General features: G+C 57.1%; 2 protein-coding genes. Both read left to right on the top strand.

Features of this window, described 5'->3' with window-relative positions; genetic code table 11:
* Positions 1-623: Crp/Fnr family transcriptional regulator (locus LB558_RS32805; protein WP_224701537.1), on the top strand; the 623-nt coding region annotated here is incomplete at its 5' end.
* Between the two features lie 57 nt (positions 624-680).
* Positions 681-926 (top strand): hypothetical protein, encoded by a 246-nt coding sequence (locus LB558_RS32800; RefSeq protein ID WP_224701536.1) that lies wholly within the window; start codon positions 681-683, stop codon positions 924-926.
* Positions 927-1416 lie beyond the last annotated feature (490 nt).

Below are 1416 nucleotides of genomic sequence, written 5' to 3'. Positions count from 1 at the left end.
CCCGGCTGGAGATCGCATATCAGCCGATCGAGCACGTATATTTCCCCGAGACCGGTATCGCGTCCGTGGTCGCCGCCATGACCGGAGGGCGGCAAAGTGAAGTCGGCATCATCGGCCACGACGGCATGACGGGGATAGCGGTCGTTCTCGGCCAGGACCGATCTCCCAATGAAACCTACATCCAACTCGCCAGCAACGGCTGGTGCCTGCCAGTTGAATATCTTCGCATCGCAATTGCCAGAAGTCGGAGCCTTCAGCCGTCACTGCTTCGCTACGCTCACGCGTTCCTGATCCAGTCGTCGCGAACGGCGCTGGTCAACAGCCAATCGACAATTGAGGAACGGCTGGCCCGCTGGTTGCTCATGGTCGACGACCGCGCCGAAGGAAACATCATCTATCTGACGCATGAATTTCTGGCGACCATGCTTGGTTCCCGACGGCCCGGCGTTACCACCGCTCTCCAAATGCTAGAATACCGGGGGCTGGTTCATGCCAAGCGTGGCGAGATCACCATCGTGGACCGTCCCGGAATGATCGAACTCACGCATGGCGCATATGGGAAGAGGAGCAAAGTCACTTCGACATCACCACCGGCTGATTGTCGGAATCGGACATGCCCTTGAAGGCCATTAGATGTTGGCGGTAAATCATCTTGGTCAGTATTCAGGGAGGAATTCTCGATGACCAACGCTTTTCATTCCATCGCGGTTGAAAGAGCTACCGAGGCCTATGTTCTCTCCAGAGGCAAAGCGCGCTTCCTCTCCATTGCAAAAGCAATCCGCGCCATTCGAACACTCATGCCGACCTGTAAGGCCTCTGACCGCCAATTAGAGGAGATGTTGGCGGCGGCATCCATCGTTCACGGTGTGGCTGTGGCGTTCGATAAAACGACAGCCGACAGCGTAGCACCCCAGCTCCATTCCTAGGTGGCCGGATGCTTGCGTCCGTCCAGAAGCCTTTTTCTTCGGACGTTCGCCAAGCGATCATCCGCCAGCTGATCGAGGACATCGGGAGGCCGTGCATCTCCATAGCAGAGGTTATTCAGGCAACCAGACGAGCTTTTCCGCTTGCGAACTGACGGATTGGGAGCTCGGCAACTTCGTCGCGCGTAGCGCGATTGTTGCGGGATTTGCAATTGAGTTCGACGCGGCCGTTCCTTGAGCGTGTGCTCTGCCGTTGAGAGCACCACGTCACGGAGATAGCTGCAAAGCCAAGTCGGTCAACCTGCTATGGACCAAACTGAACGGTCAAGAACTGCAATCTGAAGTCACCAGCAGCATCCCGTATTTGGCCCAAAGTTGCTCGCAGTGCTGCGTCCTCAAGCTTGGTGCTCCCGCGGCTCCATAGAAAATCATCGCGGCGCGAACGTCGTAGCCCAACACCGACGCATTTGCGATAAACTGAACTGCCTCCCCT

The sequence above is a fragment of the Mesorhizobium sp. CO1-1-8 genome, from assembly GCF_020164875.1.
GTDB lineage: Bacteria > Pseudomonadota > Alphaproteobacteria > Rhizobiales > Rhizobiaceae > Mesorhizobium.
Note: the sequence above shows the minus strand (reverse complement) of the source record. Positions and strands in the feature narration are given on the sequence as shown.

Coding starts and splice junctions, on each gene's coding strand:
- LB558_RS32800 (WP_224701536.1), top strand. CDS start 681: ATGACCAACGCTTTTCATTCCATCGCGGTTGAAAGAGCTACCGAGGCC.